Genomic DNA, 17,549 nt, shown 5'->3' with positions numbered 1-17,549 from the left:
ATGACCGGTCACCGCCCGCCCGACTCGAGGAGCGCCTTGACCGCTCACCTGCCCCGGCCCGACCGTGACTCCGCGCCATGGTGGGAGCTGCTGGCCGGGCGCCGGTTCGCGGTGCAGGAGTGCGACTTCTGCGGCATGCTCCGCTTCCCGCCGCGCGCGTTCTGCGCCGCCTGCCGGGCGGAGGGCGCGCACTGGCGCGAGGTGCCGCCCGAGGGGACGGTGGAGAGCTGGATCGTCAGCCGTCAACCCTTCGTGCTGGGAAGGCGCGACCGACCCATACCTAGTGGTAATGGTCGCCTCGCGGCGGTGCCCGGTGGCCTGATCTACGGGAACTGGCGGGCGGAGCGGCAGCCGGTTCCGCGGGAGCCGGTGGCAGGGGTGTTCGCCGAGGTCACGCCCGAGGTGACGCTGCTGGGTTGGGCGCCGGCGGGCGACGCGGACGGCTCCGGCGCGGGAATTCCGGGCCGGACATGATCCCGGTTTTCGACCTTGCACCGCAAATTGGATTGGTACCAGAAAATCCCACCGGTCCCACGGTCCCCAATAGTGCCCGCACGTTCGTGCCCGAAGGTTGATGATGTGGCTGTAGGCGTCGTCACCCCCGGCGGCGCGGGACCTTGGGGCAGACATGAGCGTTGCGTACGACAGGGCTCGCGTGACCGCGAGGCGGTCGCGCGGCGCGCGCATGCCCTCGCGCGGACCGCCGCCCGTACATGAAAAAGCCCCCATCGGGAGATGGAGGCGTCGGCTCGGCCGGTCCCTCGGAGGAAGGCGCGCCCTGGCGGGCGTGGGGGACCCGCCAGGACGCGCTTCCTGCCCCGTGTGCGACGACCCAGGACTCCGGCGAGGGATGGAGTCCTAAGCCGTTGGTTCACACACGGAGTCGATGGGGGAGCGTGAAGGCTCCTGCCGCCGGCGACGTGCGATGCGTCGAGCCGCTCCGACCGGGTCATCGATGGGATGCGCGACGGGGGCGCCTACCTCCTCGTTGCGGACAAAGGAACCGTCGTCGCATCTCGCGGTCGGCTCGGCCGACACCGAGTGCGCGGGCGTGCCGCCGCCCCTGCTCTGGTAGGTGTGGGTAGACCGCAGGCGGAGCGGCGCGTCACGCAGTGGACGAGCTGCTTCGCGAGGGTCCTGCCAGGGCAGAAATGACGTACCCGCGCGGACCGGCAACACTGGCCTTCACCCCCTCACCGGCCTTTAGATGGATTTGTACCAACGAATGGATGATGGGCCGGTAGAAGGGGTTCGGTCAAGGGGTTGTGGCCTGCTAGAACCAGATCGTCTAAATTGTTGGAACAAAAGGGGTGAAAGTGGCAAGGTCGGTGCTGTATCAGCAGGTGGCGTCGGAGTTGCGCCGTGCCATCTACTCGGGCGTCCTCGGCCCCGGGGCGCAGCTGCCGACCGAGGCGCAGCTCATGGAAGACCATGGGGTGAGCCGGAACACCGTGAGACTGGCCCTCGGCGAGCTCGTCAATGAAGGGCTCGTCACGCGCACGCCGCGGCGCGGGACGGTCGTGCGGGACCGGCGTCCGCTGCTGATGTATCCGCAGCGGGAGCTGGAGCCACAGCCCAGCGGAGAGCTGCGTGAGGCCTTCGCCTACGCCGTCACGCAGGAAGGTCGCGAGCCCAGCCAGTACATCGAGGTCCTGACGGTGTCTCCGGTCGAGGAGATCGCCAGCAGGCTCGAGCTGGCCGAGGGGGAGCTGGCGGTGGTGAGACGCCGTCTGCGTTTCGTGGACGGCCAGCCGTACAACACCAACGACTCTTACTTCCCCCGTGACCTGGTAGCGGATTCTGAGATCGCCAGGCCCGGTGACATCGCGCGAGGGGCGAACCGGGTGCTGGAAGAGCTGGGGCACGCGCAGGTGCGCGTCGTCGATGACATCTGGGCGCGCATGCCCAACCAGGATGAGGTAGAGCGGCTCCAGCTCGAACTCGGTACACCAGTCATGGTGTACGTCAGAGTGGGGTACGACGCCGATGATACGCCTGTGCGTGTCGCCGTGTCGGTTTTGCCAGCCGACAAACATCTGATCAGATACGAGCTCGATCGCCGCTAGAGCTCGTGGGTGAAGGGGTGATCCCGCCGGCCGGGCGCAGCGAGAATTAGCCGCCTCGCTGGCCATGGGGAGTCGTGCATACTCCCCTAAATCGCCATTTATCCATATATATCGGATGCATGGCCACATTTCGCCCCAGCGCGACATCGCGTCATCACGCTATGTACCGCTGCGGACACCCACGGCATCGAAGGATTCGTACTATGCACATCAACACCCTTCTGCATCCGCTCTGCCTGCGCAGGGCCGAACCCGCGGACCTTCCCGGCGTACTCACGCTGCTCGCCGACACCGCCGAGTGGCTCTATATGCGGGGAGTGCGGCAGTGGCCGCGGGGAGGATTCGGACCCGAGCGGATCGAGCCGCTCATAGCCGAACGCACGCTCTTCCTGCTCGATGACGAACTGAGGTATCTCGATCCCGACGAATCGGCCCCTCCGGTGGCCACGATAGCCCTTGACGACAACGCCGACCCCGAATTCTGGACATCTGCCGACGATCCGGGTGCCGCGCTCTACGTCCACAAGCTGGCCGTGGCGCGCTCCTGGTCCGGCTCGGGCCTCGGTGACGCCCTGCTGGACTGGGCGTCCTCGGTGGCGTACGCCTCGGGCCTGCCCTGGCTGCGGCTCGACTGCGCCAAGACCAACCTCCGGCTGCAGGACTACTACCGCGGCCGCGGTTTCCACCACGTCCGTACGGTGGACCTGCCGCACAGGTCGTCGGGCGCGCTCTTCCAGCGCCGTACGGAGGACCTGCCGGCCACGGTCTTCCGCGACCTGACGATGGCCGAGCTCATCAGCGCCTGACCTCGCCCCCGACCCCGGCCGGCCCTCCGCCGGGGTCGGCGCCCGGGCCTCGCGCCGGCCCGGCCCCAGCGCCTGAGATCAGTGCCCGAACTCACAGGTGCATGCCGGGGCTGTGGAGGAGAGATAACGGCACAAAAGGACAGATAGCCCTATAACCTCTCCTGCATGACCGGATCCCTGCTCGAGGTGATCGCGCTCAACGTGCGCGATGCCGTGGCCGCTGAACAGGGCGGCGCCGACCGCCTGGAGGTCGTGGCCGACATGGCGGCCGACGGGCTGACCCCCTCCCCGGAGACGGTCGCCGCGATCGCCGCCGAATGCCCCCTGCCGCAGATGGTGATGCTGCGCACCGAGGCGAACTTCGCCGCGGACTCCGACACCCTCGACCGGCTCGCCCGTGAGGCCAAGGCGCTCGCCGAGGCCGGCGCGGCCGGGTTCGTGTTCGGCTTCCTCGACGACACCGGCGCTGTCGACCTGGCGGCGACGGAGGCCCTCATCCACGCCGTCTCCCCGCTGCCCTGGACCTTTCACCGGGCCGTCGATCACGCGGCCGACGTGCACGCCGCGTGGCGGGCGGTGCGCCTGCTGCCGAACCTCGCCACCGTGCTGACCTCGGGCGCGCCGACCGGGGTGCGCGACGGGCTGCATGTGCTCAAGGCGCGCGCTGACGCCGGCGACGCCTCGATCGTGCTGGCGGGCGGCGGCCTGCGACCGGCCCACGTGGGAGAGCTGCTCGACTACGGCGTGCGCGCCTTCCACGTCGGCTCCGCCGTACGGGCGAGCTGGTCGGACCCCGTGGAATGGCGCCTGGTACGTCAGTGGCGGTCGCTGATCGAGCGCGACTGACGGCCCGTGCGACCGGCGCTCAGGGGAGCGCCTGGTCGGCCCGGCGCAGTGCGGCGGCCAGCGTGCGGATGGTGGCCGGCTCGTCCATCACCCCGCCGCCGGCGGCCCGCCGCTCCTCCCAGGCCCGCACCCGCTCCCGGTAGGAGTCGTAGCGCTCCAGGTGGAAGGCGTAGACGGTGGCGAAGCGGCTCACCAGGTGGGACGGATGCATGTCCCATCCCTGGTAGAACCCGTGCCGCAGCGAGTGGCGGACCAGCTCGGCGTGCCGCCGCCACAGCGCGTGCACATCGTCCGCCCGGTCCGAGGCCGGCGCGGCGGCCAGCGACCCGTCCGACAGCTCCACCCCAGTGCCCGCGAAGGCCGTCTGCATCACGTGGCGGGCGTGATCGCAGGCCGGATGGTCGAGCCGCTGCTCGTGCGGCGGCAGCCCGATCGCGGCGGTGTAGTCGAAGACCCCGAAGTGGGCCGCCGACAGCCGGCCGCCCAGCGACGCGTTGAGGTCGCCGCGCAGGAACGGCAGCGTCTGCGGCGCCTCCACCTGCATCTCGAACCGCAACGGCGCCCCGAACTCGCCCTCCAGCTCGGCCAGCACCCCGGCGAACTGCCCAAGGTACGCCTCCATCAGCACCTTGGGGAACGTCACGACGAACCCGGCGGGCAGTTCCCCGGCCCCGGCGACCACCCCCGACAGGAACCGCCGCAGCGTCCCCACCGACCGCGCGGGATCGCCGTCCGCGAACGACTTGACCCGCAGCCCCCACCGCCGCGGCAGCGACCCGGAGGCGTGCAGCGCGGCGACCGACTCGGCCGCCCGCGCGGCGTGCTCGTCCTCGACCTCGTCGCCGCGCACGCCGTAGCCGTCCTCGAAGTCGATCCGCAGGTCCTCGACGGGCTCGGCGGCGAGCTTGCGCAGCACCTTCTCGTGCACGGCGGCCGCCAGCGCGTCCGGCAGGCCGAACACCTCGGCCACCTCGCGCGGCCCGGACAAGTGCGCCTTGGCCAGGGACGACGCCTCGTCACCCCAGGCCGCGACGGTCCCCGCGGAGAACCGGTCGGCGGGCACGTAGACGGTGTGCACGGGTTGCCAGCCGGGCTCGGCGGAGGGGTAGCGGGCCTGCTGCGCCCGGTACGCCTCCTCGAACCCCTCAGGGACGGCACGCACGGAGCATGGCCTCCAAGCCCACGAGCTTCACTCTCTCTCCCCGGCCGAGCGAGCGCGCCAGCTCCATCTCGGCCGCCTCGATCGCCAGCCACTCCTCGTACGTGACCGGCTGAACGCCCCGAGAGGCCAGCAGCGCCTCGATGCCGTCCGACCCGACCCGCTGCCTGCCGTCGAGGTCGGCGAGGAGGGTACGGACCGTCTCAGCGGCGTCCGACTTGTTCGTGCCGATCACCCCGGTGGGCCCGCGTTTGAGCCACCCGGCCACGTACTCGCGGTCGCGCACGCGCCCCGCCGCGTTCGGCACCGTCATGGTCTTCTCGGAGAACGGCACGCCCGGCAGCGGCACGCTCTGGTAGCCGACCGAGCGCAGCACCATCCCGACCGGCAGCGTCTCGTACTCGCCGGTGCCGGCCACGCGCCCGTCGTCCGACAGCCGGGTGCGCTCCAGCCGCAGCCCCTCGACCCGCGAGGTGCCGAGGATCTCCACGGGACGCAGCCAGAACCGCACGTCGAGGCGGCGCGGACGGCCCACGGGCTCGCGCGTGGCCCACTGCTGCAGCACCTTGATGTTGCCCTGCACCTGGCGCGGGAAGTCGGTGCCGAGCACGGCGGCCTCCTCCGGCCGCACGCACACGTCGGCGTTGGCCAGCTCGCCCAGCTCCCGCAGCTCCTTCAGCGTGAACTTGGCGTGCTCGGGCCCGCGCCGCCCGATCATGTGGATGGCCTTGACCTGGCTCTGGCCGAGCCGTTCGAGCACTTCATGGGGCACGTCGGTGGCACGCAGCTCCTCGGCGGTCTTGGCCAGCACGCGTACGACGTCCACCGCCACGTTGCCGACCCCGATGACCGCCACCTCGGAGGTGTCGAGCGTGAAGCGGGAGGGATCGACGTCGGGGTGGCCGCAGTACCAGTTGACGAAGTCGGTGGCGGCGACGCTGCCCGGCAGGTTCTCCCCGGGGATGCCGAGCTTCCTGTCGACCATCGCGCCCGTGCAGTAGACGACCGCGTCGTAGACGCCGAGCAGGTCCTCGACCGACACGTGCGTGCCGAGCGTGACGCCGCCGAAGAAGCGCACCTGGGGCAGCTCCAGCACCCTGCGCAGGTAGCCGGCGATCGACTTGATCGAGGTGTGATCGGGGGCGACGCCGTACCTGACCAGCCCGTACGGGGTGGGCAGCCGCTCCAGCACATCGACCGCGACAGGTTCGGCCGACTGCTTGACCAGCGCCTCGGCGGTGTAGATCCCGGCGGGGCCCGACCCGATGACCGCCACGTGCAACGTCACGCTGCCTCCCTATGCCGGTGTGCGTGCGCCCGGGACACCTTGTGACGATGTATCCCCGTTTGCCGGCACGGCTGAACCCTGGATCAGGCGCAGGGTCCGCCCCCAGGCTACTCTCCGCACTGCTGATCGCGGCGTAAGGCGAGCCCCTGCACCGGGTCGGGCACGCCGATCACCGCCGCCTGCGCCGGCGAGCCCTCACGCGGCAGCGGCGACTCCACCTCGGCCGGTGAGACGTTGAAGCCGTTGACGATGTAGAGCTCCTTCTTGCGGTCCACGATGGCGAGGTCGCCCGCCTCGTCCAGCACGCCGACGTCGGCGGCGGTGGCGATGGCCTGGTCGCGGGTGGGGGCGACGTACCAGGGGATCATCAGGGCGACGCGCCGCGAAACGGGATCGAAGCCGTGCTCGGCCAGGCAGGCGCGGTAGGGCGCGGATAGACGGAGACGCCGGGGATCTCGAAGAACTCGCTGGAATGGCGGCCCGCTCGGCCGTGCGGATGGGGGGACTGGAACGGCAGCAGCACCCCGAGCCCGAGCCTGAATGCGCTCGGTGCGCTGCGAGATGGCCGCCAGGACCGGATCGGGGCCGAGGAGTGGGTATAACCAAGCGCTCGCTTGGGAGCGCGTTTCAGTGGCAGGGACTTGCGGGAAGGGCGCGGCGACGATCAGAGTGGATGCTCGTGAAGCGAAAGCACGCGCCGCGGCGGCCCAAGGCGGTCAGGACCCCCACCCCAGGCGACGAACTCTCGCTCACCAGTGCCCGCAGATACGAAGCGTTCGGCCGGGTGATGGCCGCCCTCGCGACCGAGGCCGACTTCATCGAATCCTGCCGCGACCTCACCTGGTGGCGCGGGGCCGACCACAGCTGGCACATCGAGTGGCGCGACGGCCCGTACGCCTCCGAGGTGGCCGCGCTCCTCGCCGAGCAGGTCCGCGACCCGGGACACGACGGCCCCCTCGTCACCCAGGCGGGTCCCGGCCACGCGAGTTCGGCGGTGCTCGACGTGATGGGCGTGCGGTTCGAGCTGCGTGCCATCGACCCCATGGGCCGCGCCAGGGTGCGCGCCCGTCCCGACTTCTGGCGGCTGGCCGAAGCCCTCGACACCACCCGCCGCACCAACACCCGGCACCCCTGGGAGGAGCTGCTGGGCGGTTAGCCCCCGAAGACGTGCGCGGACACGCGTCCACTGTGCGCCGTCGCCGGCCGGTGCGTACGGAACCGTCCCGGTCGGCAGGCCGCCGTCCAGCCGCAGCTCTCCGTCGCCGGGCAGCACCACGGTCGCCGTGGTCTCGCCCCCGGCCGGCGCCGCCGGCGCCGCCGTACTCCTCGGGGACAAGCAGTTCCGCGTCCCCAGATCGCGCGCGCATTCCCGCCAGGAAGCGCCGGGGCGGCGAGATAAGTGATCACGTACGGCGGCGCGAAGGTCATCGGCGAGTGTCAGTCGATTATAGTAACCAAGCGCTTGCTGGTTTTGGTACCAGTATGACCGAAATTTGCCTTTTCTGGAGGTCCGCATAATCTGAAGGTGGTCATCCCCACAGTCATTGGGGGGAGGGGTTGACCTGGGAATGGACATGGACAACAGCACGATCGAGTACGCCGACTTCGCCGAGTACGACCGGCGCCAGCGCGCCATCGAACATCATTTGCTGGCGGCCGTCTTCGGGGGCCTCGCCGTGGGCGTGATCGGCATGCTCCTTTCCGGCCCCGGCTGGGCCGGCCAGATCTACGATCCCTACGCCTATCTCGCCCTCTCGCTCGCCGTCGGCGCGACCGCATCGGGCTTCGGCTGGGCGCTGCTGACCACCGTCCTCGCCTCGCTGTCCACATTGGTCGCCGGGATCGGCGCGAGCGCGCTGCGCGGCGGCGACGTCATGAGCCTCACCGGCGCTCCCGTCACCGGGCTCGACTGGACGCTCGCGCTGCTCGTCTGCCTCGGCCTGCTCGCCTACGCCACCCGCAGGGACGACGTCTGGGGCGACGTCGCGGCGGGCGCCGTCGGCGCCGCGCTGATCGCCGACGTGGTGGCCAGGGCCGTTCCGGGGGTCGTCGGCAGCGAGCAGTCGTTCTGGCCCGGCCCCGCCATGGTGATCGGGGTGCTCACCGTGGCCGCGGTGCTCGTGCTGCGCAGGAACGTACGGGGACGCGTGCGCGCGCTGGCGCTGTCGGCCACCCTCGCCGGCCTGGTCACGGCCGGCATGACCACCGCCATGACCGACTGGTTCCCGCTGGCCGGCTGAGGTCGTGGGGGCCGTACGGCGACCTGCGGACGGACCTGGCCACCGAAGCGGGACGCAGGAGCCTGGGCCGGCGAACTCGCGGAGGCTGGGCTGTGGAATAAGCGCGAGCACACCGCTCCTCCGACTCGATAGCCTGTACTCCTCCGGATCCAGCATCGAACAAGGAGTAGCCGTGTTGCTGCGCATGTCGTCGTTGTTTCTTCGCACCCTGCGGGACGACCCGGCAGACGCGGAAGTGCCGAGCCACAAGCTCTTGGTCCGCGCCGGATACGTCCGCCGCGTGGCCCCTGGCATCTACTCCTGGCTTCCGCTCGGAAAGATGGTGCTGGAAAACGTCACCAGGATCGTCCGCGAGGAGATGAACCGCATGGGCGGCCAGGAAGTGCTCTTCCCCGCCCTGCTGCCCCGCGAATACTACGAGGCGACCGGTCGCTGGACCGAATACGGCGACACGCTCTTCCGCCTGAAAGATCGTAAAGGCGCCGACTATCTCCTCGGTCCCACGCACGAGGAGCTCTTCACCGACATGGTGAAGAGCGAATACTCCTCTTATAAGGACTACCCGGTCACGCTTTACCAGATTCAGACCAAATATCGCGACGAGGCGCGGCCCAGGGCGGGCATCCTGCGCGGCCGCGAGTTCCTCATGAAGGACTCCTACTCCTTCGACCTCGACGACGACGGTCTCAAGCGCTCCTACGAGCAGCATCGCGAGACCTACATCAGGACCTTCGACCGCCTCGGCATCAACTACAAGATCGTCTTCGCGCAGTCCGGCGCCATGGGCGGCTCGGCCTCTGAGGAGTTCCTGGCGCCCACGCCCACCGGCGAGGACACGTTCGTCTCCTGCCGCTCCTGCGGTTACGCCGCCAACGCCGAAGCCGTCGTCACTCCCGCGCCCCCCGCGCGCTCCCTCGACGACGCGCCGCCGCTCACGGTCATGGACACCCCCGACACGCCGACCATCGAGTCGCTGGTGTCCTACGTCAACGAGCACCACGGCCTGAACATCACCGCCGCCGACACGCTCAAGAACGTCGTCGTCAAGGTCACCACGCCCGGCTCCGACAAGGTCGAGACGCTGGTCATCGGCGTGCCCGGCGACCGCGAGGTCGACTTCAAGCGCCTGGAGGCCGCGCTCGCGCCCGGCGAGCCCGCCATCTTCGAGGCCGAAGACTTCGCCAAGCACCCCGGGCTCGTCCGCGGCTACATCGGCCCGCAGATCCTGCGCGAGCTCGGCATCCGCTACCTCGTCGACCCCCGCGTCGTCACCGGCACCTCCTGGGTCACCGGCGCCAACAAGCCCGGCAAGCACGCCTCGGGCGTCGTCGCCGGGCGCGACTTCGTACCCGACGGCACCATCGAGGCCGCCGAGGTCCGCGCCGGCGACGCCTGTCCGCGCTGCGGCGCCGAGCTGTCCATCGACCGCGGCATCGAGATCGGCCACATCTTCCAGCTCGGCCGCAAGTACGCCGACGCCGCCGGCCTCGACGCTCTCGGCCCCGACGGCAAGCCCATCCGCATCACCATGGGCTCCTACGGCATCGGCGTCTCCCGCGCCGTCGCCGTCATCGCCGAGCAGAAGCACGACGAGCTCGGCCTGGTCTGGCCGCGCGAGGTCGCGCCCGCCGACGTCCACATCGTCGGCACCGGCAAGGAGAACCAGGTGGAGGCCGCGCTGGAGCTGGGCGCCGAGCTGGAGTCCCGCGGGCTGCGCGTGCTCGTCGACGACCGGCCGCAGGTCTCGCCCGGCGTCAAGTTCAAGGACGCCGAGCTGCTCGGCATCCCGACCATCGTCGTCGTCGGCCGCGGCCTCTCCCAGGGCGTTGTGGAGCTCCGCGACCGCGCCTCCGGCGAGAAGTCCGAGATCCCCCTCGCCGAAGCCGCCGACCGCATCACGGCCGCCGTCAACGCCTGACCCACCCGGGCCCTTGCCCGCCGGGTGAGGCGCCAGGCTCGGTGCCTGGCAGGGCCGCTGGTCCGTTGCGCCGCAGGGCTGATGCGGTGACTTCTGCAGCTGCCCGCCTCAGCCCGCCGCCACGGATTACAGTGATCGGCCCTGCCGCACCGTCCGAGGTGGTCGAGCTGTTGCGGGCTGAGGCGGCCGGCCTCGCCGCCGGCTGGGGCGACCGGCCCTGCCACCGCTGGTGCCCCATGGCCGCTTCCTGCGCTGCCGCGCCCGCTGCTCGCCCGACCACGCTCCCGTGCCCGCTCTGCGTGTGCCCGCGCGAAGCCCCTCTCCCGCCCAGGCGCGCTCCCCGCGACCCGGACCATGTCGAGTCGAGAAGGAGCGGCGCCGTCGGTCGGCGCGCGCGGTTGCGCTCACCCCGGCAGCGCGAACCGATCGGCGAGCTGTGCCTTGGCACCCCACGAAGGGCCGTGTGGCGGCGGCAGATGTCCTCAGCCCGGGCCGTGACCGCCGTCGATGCGCACGATCGAGGTCGGGCCGTTCGCCGGAAGCGGTGTCTCGTCGGCGGGGTCAGCCGCCTGCCGGGTTGCCGGACGGAGTGGCGGGCGGAGTGGCGGGTGGGGTGGCGGGTGCCGGCATGCCGGGGAAGGCCGCGGGCTGATCGGGGCGGAAGGCGTAGGAGCGGGCGACCGACTCCTGCATGGCCAGGGCGGCGTAGCGGCGCAGCTTGACGTCTCGCGCGGCGGCGAGCTCCAGGTACGCGGCCGTCACCCCCGCCTCCAGCTGCACCGCCAGCTTGGCGGCCAGCGTGGCGTTCGAGGGGAAGAACGGCAGCATGTAGGACGCCTCGGGCTCGACGGGACGCCCGCCCCGCGAGGTGATGTAGGAGCGGAGCTGGTCGCGCCGTGCCCGGTGGGCGTCGTACGCGGCGCTCATCTTGGCCCGCAGCGACCCTGAGGTGCGCGCCCCGAGCAGCCCGTACGCGAACAGTGCCGCGTGCTCGGCCGCCAGCGCCTTCCCCAGCTTCTCGATGTCGTCCCCCGCCCGCGAACCCGCTCCTGAGGCGGTCGTGCCGGCGTTCACAGGGACCTCGGCAAGGCGAGGGCGTGGGCGGCCTCGCAGGCACCGATGCTGGCGATGAGCTGGGCGATGCCGGGCGAGACGGCGTCGAGCTGGCGGGCGCGGGCGGCGGCGGCCTTGCGTTCGAGCGCGCGCAGCCGCGACAGCGACGGCTTGCGCACGGCGGAAGACGGAGAAGCGGCCGGCGACGGTGAGGCGGCAGGCGATGAACCAGCGGCGGGCGGCGAAGAAGGGGAGGAAGCCGGTACGTGCTTGCGCAGCTCGTTCAGATGCGCCTGGTGCCGGTCACGAAACGGCGTCAGCTTCTGCGCCCCGTCGGCGATGAGCGCCGAATAGAGCGCGATCGTGCGTTCCTTCTCCGCGATGAGAGCTTTGAGCACCACGATCTCGGGCGAATCGGGCTTGGGCGAGGCGGACGGCGGCGGGCCCGACGCGCTGCAGGCGGTCAGAGCGGCCGCCCCGCCCGCCAGCACGGTTCGCCGGGAGAGCTGACGCGGGCGCACGGACTCCAACCTCCACTTGTCACCTACCTGGCAGGGCCTGCCTAGCGGCCTCGGTAGCATCGTACGGCCAGAGCCCGCGATCGCCGTCCGGCGACGCTCCGCCATTCGACCGCGACGAGTGGCGCTCTTTCCGTGCCCTCATACGGATAGGGTGTCAACTGTCGTCGCTGGCTGAGCGGTCAGACGGCGGGAGAGCCAGTGGCGAGGTCCGCCCGGCTGAGACTTGACAATAGGGGAGGTCGATATGGGCAGCGCATCACCCCGCGACCACCTGATGAAGCTCCTGGAGCCCGTGGTCAGCGCGGAGGGCCTCGACCTGGAGGACATCACGGTCACCCAGGCGGGCAGGCGGCGGCTGCTGCGCGTGATCGTCGATCGCGACGGCGGCGTGAGCCTTGACGACGTGGCCGAGGTGAGCCAGGCCGTGTCCACGGCGCTCGACGAGACCGACGTGATGGGCGAGGCGGCTTACACGCTCGAGGTGTCCTCGCCCGGCGTCGACCGCCCGCTGACCGAGCCGCGCCACTGGCGGCGCGCGGCCAAGCGGCTGGTGAAGGCGGAGCTGAAGGACGGCACCATCGTGGAGGGCCGGATAAAGGCCGCCGACGAGAGCGGCGTCGACCTCGACGTCGCGGGCGTGCCGCAGAGGTTTGGTTACGAAGTCCTGGCCCGCGGACGGGTGCAGGTGGAGTTCCGCCGGTTCGACGACGTCGACGGCGACGAAGGCTAAGGGGGAGCCGTCGTGGACATCGACATGAGCGTCCTGCGCAGCCTTGAGCGGGAGAAGGACATCTCTCTCGACCTGGTCGTCAAGGCGATCGAGGACGCACTGCTCATCGCGTACTTCCGCACCGAGGGCGCGGCGCAGAAGGCGCGGGCGGAGCTCGATCGGACCAGCGGCCACGTCACCATCTGGGCGGCGGAGCTGGACGAGAACGGCGAGGTCGTCAGGGAGTACGACGACACTCCCAGCGGCTTCAGCCGCATCGCCGCCACCACCGCCAAGCAGGTCATCCTGCAGCAGCTGCGCGATGCCGAAGACGAGATCAACTTCGGCGAGTTCGCCAGCCGCGAGGGCGAGCTGGTCTCCGGTGTGATCCAGCAGGGCAAGGACCCGCGCGTGGTGCTGGTCGACCTCGGCAAGATCGAGGCCGTGCTGCCGCACGCGGAGCAGGTGCCCGGCGAGGAGTACGGGCACGGCGACCGCATCCGCGCCTACGTGGTGCAGGTGAAGAAGGGACATAAGGGCCCCTCGGTCACGCTGTCGCGCACCCACCCGGGTCTGGTGAAGAAGCTGTTCGCGCTTGAGGTGCCGGAGATCGCCGACGGCACCGTCGAGATCGCTGCGGTGGCGCGCGAGGCGGGCCACCGTACGAAGATCGCTGTCAGGTCGCGCAAGCCGGGCGTCAACGCCAAGGGCGCGTGCATCGGCCCCATGGGCTCGCGCGTCCGCAACGTGATGAACGAGCTGCACGGCGAGAAGATCGACATCATCGACTGGTCGGAGGATCCGGGCGAGTTCGTCGGGAATGCCCTGTCGCCCGCCCGTGTTTCGCATGTTGAGGTTCTCGATCTCGAAGGGCGGGTGGCGCGTGTCACGGTGCCCGACTACCAGCTGTCGCTGGCCATCGGGAAAGAGGGGCAGAATGCCCGGCTCGCCGCCCGTCTCACGGGCTGGCGAATCGACATCCGACCGGACACCCCAGCCGAGGACGCCGCCGGTTCCGTAGATGCGTCAACACGGTAAGCTGGAATATGGTGGCCAAGCGGTTCCACAGCGCACCTGTGTGGGCTGCAGGGTTCGCACGGCTAAGTCCGAGCTGCTCCGCCTGGTGCGGGTCGAGGACCAAGTGGTCCCTGACCTGCGAGGACGGCTCCCTGGTCGAGGTGCATCGCTGCATCCGTCCTTGAGTTGTCTGGAGCTCGCCGAGCGGCGCCGAGCGTTCCCGCGCGCGTTTCGCGTGCCGGGGCCGCTTGACGTGTCGCCCGTGCGGGCGCACCTGGAAGGAGAACCACGAAATGTCATGTAGGACGCCGAGTTGATGGGCGGAGTCAGATTGCTATGAGCGCCTGATGAGCACGCGGCGATGAAGACGTCAAGGTAGCGACGGTCCGGACGGCATAGCCAGCCTCCCGGGCCGAGTAAGGGAGTGCAGTGGCGAAGGTCCGGGTATACGAGCTCGCTAAGGAGTTCGGCGTAGAGAGCAAGGTCGTCATGGCCAAGCTCCAAGAGATGGGAGAGTTCGTCCGATCGGCGTCCTCGACCATCGAGGCGCCGGTGGTCCGCAGGCTCACCGAAGCGCTGGGGCAATCCAAGGGTGGCCCCTCTCGTGGCGGCGGTCAGCCGTCCAACAAGCCGCAGCCGCCGAAGGCTGCGCCCCGGCCGGCGGAAGGCCAGGCCGGTAACGGCGCCGGGCAGGCGCCTGTTCCTGCTCCGCCGCGTCCTGGGCCCAAGCCCGGTCCGCGGCCGGGCCCCGTGGGCGCTCAGCCGCGCCCGCCGGTCCCCATGCCCCATCAGCAGCCGCAGCAGCAGCCGGAGGCGGCGCGCGGCGAGACCTCTGGGGCTCCTCAGGCACGTTTCGAGAGCGGCGCGCCCGCTCGTCCGACGCCGGGCCCGCGTCCCGGTCCTGCCGCGCGTCCCGGGCCCAAGCCCGGCCCTGGGCCCCGTCCGGGTCCCGCCGGCGGCGGTTCCACGCAGGCGCCGCGTCCTGGCGCGCCCGCCGGTGGCGCTCCGCGTCCCGGCCCGGTGCCGAAGCCGGGTCCGCGCGGCCCGCGTCCCGGTAACAACCCGTTCTCGTCCAACGCCAGCGGCATGGGCCAGCCCCGGCCGCCGCGTCCCGGCGACAACCGCGGTGGCGGCGGCGGTCAGCGCGACCGTCGTGACGGTCCGGCGCAGGGCGGCGCGATTCCGCGTCCGCCGCAGAGCCGCAGCGGCGAGGCCAGGCCGACGCCCGGTCCGCGTCCCGGTCCGCCGCCCGGCGGTCCGCGTCCGGGTCCCGGCGCCGGTGCGGGCGGTCCCCGTCCCGGTGGTCCGCGTCCCAACCCGATGATGATGCCGCAGGGCCGGCCCACCCCTCCGGGTGGCGGTCGTCCCGGCGGCGGCGGCGGTCGTCCAGGTGGCGGCGGTGGCCGTCCCGGCGGTGGCGGCGGTCGTCCCGGTGGCGGCGGCGGTTTCGCCGGTCGCCCGGGTGGCGCCGGTCAGCGCACGGGTGCGGGCGGCCCCGGTGGCTTCGGCGGTCGTCCCGGTGGCGGCGGTCGTGGCCGTGGCGGCGGCACCGCGGGAGCCTTCGGGCGTCCCGGCGGCCGTCCCGCGCGTGGCCGTAAGTCCAAGCGTCAGAGGCGCCAGGAGTTCGACAACATGTCGGCGCCGGCGATCGGCGGTGTGCAGGTCGCTCGCGGCAACGGCGCGACGATCCGCCTGCCGCGCGGTGCGTCGCTGTCCGACTTCGCCGACCGCATCGGGGCGAACCCGGCCTCGCTCGTGCAGATCATGCTGCACCTGGGCGAGATGGTGACCGCGACGCAGTCGGTCAACGAGGAGACGCTCCAGCTTCTCGGTGCCGAGCTGGACTACAACGTCCAGGTCGTCAGCCCCGAGGAGGAGGACCGCGAGCTGCTCGAGTCCTTCGACATCGAGTTCGGTGAGGACGAAGGCGACGAGGCCGACCTGGCTCCGCGTCCGCCGGTGGTGACCGTCATGGGTCACGTCGACCACGGTAAGACCAAGCTGCTCGACGCCATCCGCAAGACCAACGTGGTGGCGCGCGAGGCGGGTGGCATCACCCAGCACATCGGCGCTTACCAGGTGTCGACGCACCACGAGGGCGAAGACCGCAAGATCACCTTCATCGACACCCCGGGTCACGAGGCGTTCACCGCCATGCGTGCCCGAGGCGCGAAGTCGACCGACATCGCGGTGCTGGTGGTCGCGGCCGACGACGGTGTGAAGCCGCAGACGATCGAGGCGCTCAACCACGCCCAGGCCGCCGAGGTCCCGGTCGTGGTGGCGGTCAACAAGATCGACAAGGAGGGCGCCGACCCCAACAAGGTCAGGGCCCAGCTCACCGAGTACGGCCTGGTGGCCGAGGAGTACGGTGGCTCGACGCTCTTCGTCGACATCTCGGCGAAGAACGGCACGGGCATCGACGACCTCCTCGAGGCCATCCTGCTGACCGCCGACGCCGAGCTCGACCTGCGCGCCAACCCGAAGATGGACGCTCAGGGCATCGCGATCGAGGCCCACCTCGACAAGGGCCGCGGTCCCGTCGCGACCGTCCTGGTCCAGCGCGGCACGCTGCGCGTGGGCGACTCGATCGTGTGCGGTGAGGCCTTCGGCCGCGTCCGCGCGATGCTCGACGACAACGGCGAGCCGGTCGAGGAGGCCGCGCCGTCGCGTCCGGTCCTGGTGATGGGTCTGACGGCGGTGCCGAGCGCCGGCGACAACTTCATCGTGGTCGGCGACGACCGCATGGCCCGGCAGATCGCCCAGCAGCGCGCGGCGCGCAAGCGCAGCGCCGACATGGCGAAGTCGAGCCGCCGCCGCACCCTCGAAGAGCTGTTCAGCGACCTCGAGAAGGGTCGTGTCGACGAGCTCAAGCTCATCATCAAGGGTGACGTGTCCGGTTCGGTCGAGGCCCTGGAAGACGCCCTGCTCAAGATCGACGTCGGCGACGAGGTCAGGCTGCGAGTCCTGCACCGCGCGGTCGGCGCCATCACCGAGTACGACGTCAACCTGGCGGTGGCCGACGACAACGCGGTCATCATCGGCTTCAACGTCCGCCCCGAGCCCCGGGCGCGCGACCTGGCCGAGCGCGAGGGCGTCGACATCCGCTACTACTCGGTCATCTACCAGGCGATCGAAGAGATCGAGGCGGCCCTCAAGGGCATGCTCAAGCCCGAGTACGAAGAGGTCCAGCTCGGCACCGCGGAGGTCCGCGAGATCTTCAAGGTGCCGCGGATCGGCAACGTCGCGGGTGCGATCGTCCGCTCCGGCGCGATCATCCGCAACAGCAAGGCCAGGGTCATCCGCGACGGCGTCGTCGTGGCGGACAACCTGACCGTCTCGTCGCTGCGTCGCTTCAAGGATGACGCGACCGAGGTCCGCGAGGGCTTCGAGTGCGGTATCGGTGTCGGCTACAACGACATCAGGGTCGACGACGTGATCGAGACGTACGAGATGCGGGAGAAGCCGCGCGTGTGACGCGTGGCCGGGCGCCCGGCGGGACATCCGCCGGGCGCCTCTCGCACGCCCTGGCCTGGTCCCCACCGCAGCAGGCCGGTCGTGCGCTGACCACAGGCCAAGCGGTGGTTGCCGACCATGTATGTGGGTTCCTTGACCCTGGACATCCTGCTCGGCGACGTCAGGTCGCTGAAGCAGAAGCGCTCCGTCGTGCGTCCGCTCATAGCCGAGCTGCAGCGCCGTTACCCCAGCATCGCGGTTGCTGAGACCGGTCATCTCGACCTGCACCGCAGAGCGGAGGTCGGCGTCGCGGTGGTTTCCGCCTCCGCGGGTAACTGCAAGGAGCTGCTGGACGCCTGCGAACGCATGGTGGCCTTCCGCCCCGAGATCGAGCTGCTGTCGGCCCGGCAGCGGCTCTTCACCGACGAAGATTGAACGACTGCACGCCAGGTCGTGCGTGAGGGGGAGCGAAC

At 70.8% G+C, this 17,549-nt stretch carries 16 protein-coding genes and 1 pseudogene; 12 read left to right on the top strand and 5 right to left on the bottom strand.

Annotation, left to right across the window (positions count from 1 at the left end; translation table 11 throughout):
- The 4 genes from AB0K67_RS37855 (at window position 1) to AB0K67_RS37840 (ending at window position 3,718) form a co-directional block, all read left to right on the top strand.
- Window positions 1–474 (top strand): zinc ribbon domain-containing protein, encoded by a 474-nt coding sequence (locus AB0K67_RS37855; protein ID WP_364069930.1) that lies wholly within the window; start codon window positions 1–3, stop codon window positions 472–474.
- A gap of 854 nt (window positions 475–1,328) precedes the next feature.
- Window positions 1,329–2,066 (top strand): GntR family transcriptional regulator, encoded by a 738-nt coding sequence (locus AB0K67_RS37850; RefSeq protein WP_364069783.1) that lies wholly within the window; start codon window positions 1,329–1,331, stop codon window positions 2,064–2,066.
- Between the two features lie 203 nt (window positions 2,067–2,269).
- Window positions 2,270–2,872, top strand: a complete 603-nt coding sequence (locus AB0K67_RS37845) for a GNAT family N-acetyltransferase (RefSeq protein WP_364069781.1) — start codon at window positions 2,270–2,272, stop codon at window positions 2,870–2,872.
- A 165-nt stretch (window positions 2,873–3,037) separates the two neighbouring features.
- Entirely contained in the window at window positions 3,038–3,718 is a 681-nt protein-coding gene (locus tag AB0K67_RS37840) for a copper homeostasis protein CutC (protein ID WP_364069779.1), read from the top strand.
- Between the two features lie 19 nt (window positions 3,719–3,737).
- On the opposite strand, the gene AB0K67_RS37835 is transcribed toward AB0K67_RS37840, so the two are convergent.
- From AB0K67_RS37835 to AB0K67_RS37825, 3 genes and pseudogenes are all read right to left on the bottom strand, one after another.
- On the bottom strand, window positions 3,738–4,880 hold the full coding sequence (locus AB0K67_RS37835; protein ID WP_364069777.1) for an aldolase: 1,143 nt from the start codon (window positions 4,878–4,880) through the stop codon (window positions 3,738–3,740).
- On the bottom strand, window positions 4,864–6,165 hold the full coding sequence (locus tag AB0K67_RS37830; RefSeq protein WP_364069775.1) for an FAD-dependent oxidoreductase: 1,302 nt from the start codon (window positions 6,163–6,165) through the stop codon (window positions 4,864–4,866). Before AB0K67_RS37830 ends, AB0K67_RS37835 begins: the two co-directional genes overlap by 17 nt.
- A gap of 311 nt (window positions 6,166–6,476) precedes the next feature.
- Window positions 6,477–6,596: pseudogene (locus tag AB0K67_RS37825) on the bottom strand (LLM class flavin-dependent oxidoreductase); the annotation flags it as partial.
- Window positions 6,597–6,838: 242 nt separating this feature from the next.
- Here AB0K67_RS37825 and AB0K67_RS37820 point away from each other — a divergent pair.
- From AB0K67_RS37820 to AB0K67_RS37810, 3 genes are all read left to right on the top strand, one after another.
- Complete coding sequence (locus AB0K67_RS37820; protein WP_364069773.1) at window positions 6,839–7,321, top strand: hypothetical protein; 483 nt, start codon at window positions 6,839–6,841, stop codon at window positions 7,319–7,321.
- 418 nt (window positions 7,322–7,739) lie between these two features.
- Window positions 7,740–8,405, top strand: a complete 666-nt coding sequence (locus AB0K67_RS37815; protein WP_364069771.1) for a hypothetical protein — start codon at window positions 7,740–7,742, stop codon at window positions 8,403–8,405.
- A gap of 172 nt (window positions 8,406–8,577) precedes the next feature.
- Window positions 8,578–10,323, top strand: coding sequence for a proline--tRNA ligase (locus AB0K67_RS37810; protein ID WP_364069769.1), 1,746 nt, complete (start codon window positions 8,578–8,580; stop codon window positions 10,321–10,323).
- 561 nt (window positions 10,324–10,884) lie between these two features.
- Here AB0K67_RS37810 and AB0K67_RS37805 read toward each other — a convergent pair.
- Both AB0K67_RS37805 and AB0K67_RS37800 read right to left on the bottom strand, forming a co-directional pair.
- Window positions 10,885–11,397: a ferritin-like domain-containing protein gene (locus tag AB0K67_RS37805; RefSeq protein WP_364069767.1), complete on the bottom strand. Its 513-nt coding sequence runs from the start codon at window positions 11,395–11,397 to the stop codon at window positions 10,885–10,887.
- Window positions 11,394–11,897, bottom strand: a complete 504-nt coding sequence (locus AB0K67_RS37800) for a hypothetical protein (protein WP_364069765.1) — start codon at window positions 11,895–11,897, stop codon at window positions 11,394–11,396. Before AB0K67_RS37800 ends, AB0K67_RS37805 begins: the two co-directional genes overlap by 4 nt.
- A gap of 244 nt (window positions 11,898–12,141) precedes the next feature.
- Here AB0K67_RS37800 and rimP point away from each other — a divergent pair, with 244 nt between their 5' ends.
- The 5 genes from rimP to AB0K67_RS37775 all read left to right on the top strand — a co-directional run bounded on the left by rimP (window position 12,142) and on the right by AB0K67_RS37775 (window position 17,511).
- Window positions 12,142–12,627 carry a ribosome maturation factor RimP gene (gene rimP, locus AB0K67_RS37795; RefSeq protein ID WP_364069763.1) on the top strand — a complete coding sequence of 162 codons (486 nt, stop codon included), beginning with the start codon at window positions 12,142–12,144 and terminating at the stop codon, window positions 12,625–12,627.
- Window positions 12,628–12,651: 24 nt separating this feature from the next.
- Window positions 12,652–13,644: a transcription termination factor NusA gene (nusA, locus tag AB0K67_RS37790; RefSeq protein ID WP_364069928.1), complete on the top strand. Its 993-nt coding sequence runs from the start codon at window positions 12,652–12,654 to the stop codon at window positions 13,642–13,644.
- On the top strand, window positions 13,628–13,927 hold the full coding sequence (locus AB0K67_RS37785) for a YlxR family protein (protein ID WP_364069761.1): 300 nt from the start codon (window positions 13,628–13,630) through the stop codon (window positions 13,925–13,927). The genes nusA and AB0K67_RS37785 overlap by 17 nt, the downstream gene beginning before the upstream one ends.
- A gap of 125 nt (window positions 13,928–14,052) precedes the next feature.
- Window positions 14,053–17,097, top strand: a complete 3,045-nt coding sequence (gene infB, locus AB0K67_RS37780; RefSeq protein WP_364069759.1) for a translation initiation factor IF-2 — start codon at window positions 14,053–14,055, stop codon at window positions 17,095–17,097.
- Window positions 17,098–17,214: 117 nt separating this feature from the next.
- Window positions 17,215–17,511, top strand: coding sequence for a DUF503 domain-containing protein (locus AB0K67_RS37775; RefSeq protein ID WP_364069757.1), 297 nt, complete (start codon window positions 17,215–17,217; stop codon window positions 17,509–17,511).
- Window positions 17,512–17,549: the final 38 nt, after the last annotated feature.

Origin of the sequence: Nonomuraea sp. NPDC052634, from assembly GCF_040678535.1 — a bacterium.
In the GTDB taxonomy this organism is placed as follows: Bacteria; Actinomycetota; Actinomycetes; order Streptosporangiales; family Streptosporangiaceae; genus Nonomuraea; species Nonomuraea fastidiosa.
This window is presented reverse-complemented; position numbering and strand designations above follow the sequence as displayed.